Origin of the sequence: Hydrangea phyllody phytoplasma (assembly GCF_036985185.1) — a bacterium.
GTDB classification, from domain to species: domain Bacteria; phylum Bacillota_I; class Bacilli_A; order Acholeplasmatales; family Acholeplasmataceae; genus Phytoplasma; species Phytoplasma asteris.
Window position 1 is genome coordinate 1 of record NZ_BSDA01000011.1, and the last position, 7,572, is coordinate 7,572.

At 29.9% G+C, this 7,572-nt stretch carries 4 protein-coding genes; all 4 read right to left on the reverse strand.

Annotated elements, in window-relative coordinates; all coding sequences use genetic code 11:
- Positions 1–530: 530 nt before the first annotated feature.
- The 4 genes from tsaB to AACP42_RS02890 all read right to left on the reverse strand — a co-directional run bounded on the left by tsaB (position 531) and on the right by AACP42_RS02890 (position 6,457).
- Positions 531–1,121, reverse strand: a complete 591-nt coding sequence (gene tsaB, locus AACP42_RS02875; protein WP_212509201.1) for a tRNA (adenosine(37)-N6)-threonylcarbamoyltransferase complex dimerization subunit type 1 TsaB — start codon at positions 1,119–1,121, stop codon at positions 531–533.
- Positions 1,122–1,200: 79 nt separating this feature from the next.
- Positions 1,201–1,701, reverse strand: a complete 501-nt coding sequence (gene tsaE, locus AACP42_RS02880; RefSeq protein WP_212509200.1) for a tRNA (adenosine(37)-N6)-threonylcarbamoyltransferase complex ATPase subunit type 1 TsaE — start codon at positions 1,699–1,701, stop codon at positions 1,201–1,203.
- 148 nt (positions 1,702–1,849) lie between these two features.
- Positions 1,850–4,357, reverse strand: coding sequence for a DNA gyrase subunit A (gene gyrA, locus AACP42_RS02885; RefSeq protein WP_212775608.1), 2,508 nt, complete (start codon positions 4,355–4,357; stop codon positions 1,850–1,852).
- Positions 4,358–4,441: 84 nt separating this feature from the next.
- Positions 4,442–6,457, reverse strand: a complete 2,016-nt coding sequence (locus tag AACP42_RS02890; RefSeq protein ID WP_212775609.1) for a DNA topoisomerase subunit B — start codon at positions 6,455–6,457, stop codon at positions 4,442–4,444.
- Positions 6,458–7,572: the final 1,115 nt, after the last annotated feature.

Consider the following 7,572-nt stretch of genomic DNA (forward strand, 5'->3'; position numbering starts at 1 on the left):
TCTACTGGATGAAGTGTATGTTTGTGTTTACTTATTAGTTGTTGCAAAAACATAAGTAATATTTAATATAAAAAATAATAAAGAAATTAATAAATATAATTTAGATACTTTTAAATAAAATGATTTTTTTCTTTTTGCATTATTCATTTTTATAATATAGATCCTTTTTTATTTTATGTTTTTTAAAAAAAAATAAAAATAATTGTAATCATTAAAACTAAAAAAATTAAATAATAATATATATTTTTTTAAAACCAAAAAGTAAATATTGAAATGAAAAAATAATTGTTATTTTGTATGTACATTTTTACATTTTTTTAACCCCATCTTTTTACAAATTTGCCACAGCAGTTCAAAAAAACTTGCTACTAATGTCATTTTATCACAAAAAAAAAAAAAAACAATTTTTTGCTCACTAATCTGTATATCATGAGTTCTTTCCTTGCAATTTTATATATAAAAAAAAGAGACTTCAAAAGTCTCTTTTTGGGATTATTTAATTTTTTTTAAAAATATTTTTACTTTTTTTGTCAATCGATTTTTTCTAAATTGCGTTCTGCCTGGGTTTTGGTTAAGTAGTTAGGAACTAATAAATGGCAATTGAAAACAATTTTTGCAAATTGTTTGATGGTGCAAAAATCTATTTTGATAGTAGTTGGTTCAATTAATAAATGATTAGGAAAAGATTGCAAGAAACTGCTTTCAAATCTATCTTCGTTTAAGTAAATGTGGTTTTCTTTGAGGCTTAAAGCAAAAAAAGCATTACTTCTAGCATCAATTAAAGGAGTAAGTGAAGCATAAGAATAACCACTAGATAAAAGTAATAGACTGCTTATTTGGTATAAAGGGATTTGTAAGTTGAAGGATAACATTTTGGCTGTAAGAACTGCTACACGAGTGCCAGTATAAGAACCAGGACCCACACCAACTATTAAAGCATCTAAGTTGTTTAGATCTAAATTATTTTCTTGTAAGACACTTTCAATTAAAGGAATCATGCAAGGAACATAATCGTTTTTGCCAAGGCGGGATTTGAAAGTAGTAATTTTTCCTTGGATAACTAAAATAACTATTTGGCTTTTGGTGGCAGTATCTAGAATTAAAATGTTTTTGTGATTCATTGTCGTATCGCTTTCAAAAGTTTGATTAGAGATTTGCAAAAAAATTTAAAGGTTGATTTTGGAATAAGTATTTTGCATATCATTTTGATCCACTTTTATTTTTATTATCAAGGTTGCTATTTTGATAGATAGTAATTTTTCTTTGAGTTTCATTTAAAAATGTCATTTCTACTAAAAAAGCAAAATCAGGAAAAAGGTAACTGCAATTTTGAAAATATTCTATTATAACAAAATCTTGATAAGTAAGGTCTTCTAATAGTTCTTCTAAAAATTCAGTCTCAAGGTCTGTGCGATATAAATCAAGATGATAAATAGTGTGCAATTTGTTCTTGTAGGTTTTAGAAATGACAAAAGTAGGACTACAAACATTTTGAAGGATGGCAAAACTTTTAATAAAACCCTTAGTAAAGATAGTTTTTCCACAACCCAAAGAGCCTTGTAATAAAATGATTGTTTTGCTTTGTTTTTCTTTGGGAGTGTTTTTTTTTTGATTGATGAGTTTTTTTCCTAAATTGTAACCTAATATTTGGGTTTCTTTTGGGGTATTAGTAATTGTTTCTAAATATATTTTGGTTTTCATATGCGTTTGGACCTTTAATTATGAGATTAAAATAATATGATAAGACCTTTGTTCTTTTTCCTTTAGTGTTTTTCTTTTTCCTTTAGTGTTTTTCTTTTTCCTTCGGTGTTTTGTCTTTTGTGTTTTGTCTTTTGTTGTTGGTTTAAAATTAATTTTCTACACCATCTACATCAAGTACTTCTTTTTTGACAACTGCTACTGAAACTGCTTTATGACCTGTTTTTAATTTGATGATGCGCGTTCCTTGAGTAGCTTTGTTTTTGGTTTTGGTAATTTGGTCAATTGCTACTCTTACTACTTGTCCTTTGTCAGAAGAAACAATAAGATCATCTGTAGGGAGGACAACTTGTAGGGTAATAAGTCTTCCTTTTTGGTCGTTTACTTTGATAGTTTTAGAGCCTTTGCCACTACGTGCTTGAATGCGGTATTGGTTGACATTGGTGATTTTTCCAAAGCCGTTTTCAGTCATTACTAAAATGTTTTGTTCTTTGGAATCAGCGTCAAATAAAGCAGCTCCTACTAAGAATTCATCACTTCCAAGACGCATTCCAATTACACCCATGCTGTTGCGACTAATACTTTTAATTTTGGTTTCACAAAAACAAATAGCATTGCCATTGTTAGATGCTAGAATGATATTTTTAGTGCCTGTGGTTTTGTTTACTGTAAGGACTTCATCGTTTTCTTTTAACCTAATTGCAATAAGGCCTCTTTTGGAAATGTGGCTGTATTCTTTGAGAGGTGTTTTTTTGACTATGCCTTTTTTGGTAGCAAAGAATAAGTAATCTTGGGATTGATCAAAGTTTTTAACACTGGTGAAAGAAGTTAAAAATTCGTCTTTTTCGAATGGTAAGAAATTAACAAGATGGCTTCCTTTGGATTGTCTTTGACCTAAAGGAATTTCGTAGCCTTTGAGTTGATAGACTTTGCCTTTGTTAGTAAAAAATAAGTGATAATCGTGAGTAGAAGTAATTGCTAGATGTTCAATAAAGTCTTCTTCGTAGATTTTCATACCAGAAACGCCTTGCCCACCTCTTTTTTGTTGTTTGTAAGTATCAATATCCATGCTTTTGATGTAGCCTTTGTTAGTAATTGTAATAATGATAGGTTTTTCTTCGATTAAGTCTTCGTCTTCAAAGTTTAGGGGAGCATCAAAATTGAGGGTAGTTTTTCTGTCATCTTGGTATTTTTTCTTCATTTCTAGAAGTTCTTTTTCTAAAATGCGTTCTTTTTTCTTTTGGGAATCAATGATACTTTGGCATTCTAAAATTTCTTGAGTGAGGTTTTTTTCTTCAGTGATAAGTTTTTGAGTTTCTTGGTTAGCAAGTCTTTGGAGGCTCATTTCTAAAATGGCTTTGCTTTGTATTTCATCAAAATTGTACCTTTGCATTAATTTGCTTTGGGCTTCTTTGACATCTGTAGAAGTTTTGATGAGTTTAATAGCAGTTTCGATGTCTTCTAAAATAGTGATAAGAGCTGTTACTAAATGTTTTCTTGCGCTTGCTTTTTTGAGTTCAAAGCTTTTTTGGCGGTTAATAACTTCGATGCGGAAATTGAAAAAAGCTTCTAAGATTTGTTTTAAAGAAACTAATTGGGGAGTTTTTCCAACTAAGGCAACCATATTGATACCAAAAGAAATTCTTAATTGTGAATGTTTGTAAAGCTTGTTAAGAATAATTTTACTGTTTGCGTCTCTTTTAAGTTCGATTACAATTTTCATTCCTTTGCGACTGGATTCGTCTCTAAGGTCTGTGATTCCTTCTACTATTTTGTTTTTAACTAGAAAAGCAATTTTTTCAATTAGATCAGTTTTTTTGACTTGATAAGGAATTTCTGTAACAATGATTGAAGTTTTTCCTCTTTCTTCCGAAACGTGACTTTTAGCCTTTAAGATAACAGCTCCTTGTCCGGTGTGATAAGCGCTTTTTAAACTTTGTAAGCCTAAAAGTTCGCCACCAGTAGGAAAATCAGGTCCTTTGATGTGTTGCATTAATTCATCAATGGAAATGTCTTTATTATTAATGTAGTTAATTAAACCATCAATGACTTCGCCTAAATTATGAGTAGGGATTTTGGTTGCCATTCCTACTGCAATTCCTGTAGCTCCGTTAATTAATAAGTTGGGAAGAGCTGTTGGAAGTACTAATGGTTCTTTTTCAGTACCATCGTAATTATCAACAAAATCAATTGTGTCTTTGTCAATGTTTTTGATTAGTTCCATTGCCATTTTTGCCATTTTAACTTCAGTATAACGCATAGCTGCTGCTTTGTCGCCATCAATTGAACCAAAGTTTCCATGACCGTCTACTAAAGGATAACGGTAACTAAAATCTTGAGCCATTCTTACCATTGCCTCATAAATGCTTGAATCTCCATGAGGATGGTATTTACCCATAACATCCCCAACTACACGAGCTGCTTTTTTGTAGCTTGCGTGACTGTAGACGCCTAATTCTTTCATACTATATAAAATACGTCTTTGGACTGGTTTTAAGCCATCTTTAATGTCTGGTAAAGCTCTTGATACAATTACGCTCATTGCATAACTTAAGAAGGATTTTTTCATCTCCTCGCTTAAGTTTACTTCTTGAATGTTGCCATGATCGTGGTCTTTGTGGTTGTTGGCTTCATTGTTTTGAGTTTTTTGGTCGCTCATTTTTAACCTCTTTTTAAATATATATTAGTTGTTATTTAATGTTATAGTTTGTTAGTTTTAGTTGTATAAAATAATTATTTATAATTAAACGTCTAAATCAGCTTCTAAGGCTTTTTCTAAGATGAAGTTTTTTCTTGGTAAGACTTTTTCTCCCATTAACATGTTAAAAGTTTGGTCTGCTTCCATTAAGGCTTCTTCATCACTTAAAGCATTAAGGGCATCTTTGAGGCTTGCTTTGAGAAGAGTACGAGTTTCTGGGTCCATAGTTGTTTCCCAAAGTTGATTAGGATTCATTTCTCCAAGTCCTTTGTATCTTTGGAAACCATCTTTTAAGTTGTTTTTAGTTGCAAAAGTTTGTTTGGCTTTTTCATCATAAAAATATTTTGGAGCGCCTTTTCCTTTTTGGTATTTGTATAAAGGAGGACGAGCAAAATAGATGTAGCCTTTTTCAATTAATTTACGGAAATGTCTGAAAAAGAAAGTTAATAGTAAAGTTCTTATGTGAGCTCCATCAACATCGGCATCTGTCATAATGATAATTTTGTGATAACGGATTTTATCCATATTAAAGTCTTTGCCTTTACCAATGTTAATTCCTGCACCAATTGCTTGTATTAAGGATTTAATTTCTTTATTGGTAAGAATTTTGGCATCTAGACTTTTTTCTACATTAAGGACTTTACCACGTAAAGGAAGGATAGCTTGAAAACGCGAGTCTCTTCCTTGTTTAGCAGAACCGCCCGCTGAATCTCCTTCGACAATGTAGAGTTCAGAAATATGAGGGTCTTTACTTCTACAATCAGCTAATTTGGAGGCAAAACCTAAAGAATCAAGGGGTTTGTTTCTTACTACTTCACGAGCACGTTTAGCAGCTAGACGGGCATTTGCAGAAAGAAGACATTTATCAATTATTTTTCTTGAATCTTGGGGATGTTCTAATAAATATTTTTCTAAAAATTCGCCAAATAATTGGGATGTAATCTGTCTTACTTCAGTATTTGCTAGTTTGGCTTTAGTTTGTCCTTCAAATTGAGGGTCTTGATGTTTTAAAGAAATAATAGCAGTAATTCCTTCTAAGATGTCTTCACTTAATAAATGTTCGTCTTTTTTTAAAAGATTGAATTCCTTAGCATATTTAGAAATAACACGGGTTAGGGCTAGTTTAAAGCCTTCTTCGTGAGTTCCTCCTTCATGAGTAGGAATATTGTTAACAAAAGAAAAGATTTTTTGGCTTTGGGTGTAGTTAGGAATAGCATCTTTGCCTTCTTTTTCTTCTATTTTGTTTCCTTGTGCATCTTTTTTAGGGGGACGAATTTGGGTAGTGTATTCAAAGACAATTTCAAAAGCTAGTTTTTGGGATTCTTTTTCCAGATAAAAAATTTCGTGAAAAGGAGTTTGTTTGTGACTAGTGTTAATAAAATCTAGGTAGTCTTGCAAACCTTTTTCATGGCAAAAGTTAAAAACAGTTTCTTTTTCGTATCTTTTGTCAGCAATGTTTAATTTAAGACCTTTGTTTAAAAAAGATAATTGTTGCATTCTTTCTTTGAGAGTATCAAAGTTATAAATGGTAGTTTCTTGGAAAATTTCAGGGTCTGCTAAAAATTGGATAGTAGTTCCTCGTTTGTTAGTTTTTCCAATTACTTCCAAAGGCGAAACTGCAATTCCTTTTTCGTATTTTTGAAAATAGATTTGCTTATTGAGATGAATTTCTACAGTAAACCAAGTAGAAAGAGCATTTACCACAGAGGCTCCTACACCATGAAGTCCTCCTGAAACTTTGTAAGAAGAACTGTCAAATTTTCCTCCAGCATGAAGAGTAGTTAGAATTGTTTCTACTGCTGGTTTTCCTGTTTTGGGATGAATATCAACTGGGATTCCTCTACCGTTGTCAGAAACACTAATAATTTCTCCAGGTAGGATTTCTAAAGTAATGTTGTTAGCGTGTCCTGCTAAAGCTTCATCAATGGAATTATCAACGATTTCCCAGACTAAATGATGAAGTCCTTTTTGAGCAGTTGAACCAATATACATTCCTGGTCGTTTGCGAACTGCTTCCAAACCTTCTAAAATTTGAATACTATCGGCATTGTAATTTTTCAAAAGAATAGCTCCTTTTTGGGAAATTTATAAAATATTAAAAATAGATTAAAGAATAAAGAATAAAAATAAAATTGTAAAACATAAAAAACATGTAAAAAGATAAATAAAAAAACTTTGCAAATAGCAAAATATTAATTATGAAAAACATTTACCAATTATTTTTTAATTCATTATTTTTGGTAAAATATTTATTATTGTTTTTGATAATTTGGATAAAAAGATGATATTTTATACAACTTAATCACAACATATTATAACATAAAAACTAGTTATTTTGTGGTTTTTACAATTATTGAGTAAAAAATACTTCTAAATTGGCTTTTTGAGTTATAATAGAAGTATAGCAATTTTGTTTTACTATATTAATATTAATATTGCAAAAGGAAGGACAAGCATAAATGCAAATAGTAAGCTTAGGCAAGAAAAAATCTTTATTTTTTAGTTTATTTTTTTAGTGTACTTTTTATTTCTTTATTTAATACTTATCAAACAGTTGGAGCAGAACTAACAACTGAAACAACAACAATTCAAGTAGCAAAAACTCAAGTTGAAACTAAATCAACCGAAACTTTAAACAAAGACAAACTTACTGAAACTCTTGAAGAAACAGTTCAAAACAACAATAAAGAACAAGCTCAAACTACTCAAAACTCTACACAAAAATAAACTAAAGGCACTAATACAAAAGAAGTTTTAGTATATGCTTGTTTAGTATTACTTGTTCTTTTCTCAACTGTAGGAACAGTTCTTTACGTTAAGTTAAAAAACAAAATAAATAATAATTTAATATCTTTATAATAGAAAACTACCAAATGGTAGTTTTCTATTTTTATAAGTTTTGTGAATAAAAAAATATTTAAATAAATTAATTTAACAGTTTTGCAAGGTATTTTAAAGGCAAAAAATTTATTTATTAAATAAGTTTATTTAAGCATCTTTTTTATGTTATGTTATAGTTAATGGTAAATTAAATTTGTTATATAAAAAAATAAAAAGTAAAAGATTTATGGTATCTCGTTTATGCAAGACAGCAATATTATTGGATATATACGAAAAAATAAAAAACACATTCTAAGATTTAATTTAATTCATATTTGCTTTTGGTCGTGGTGAAT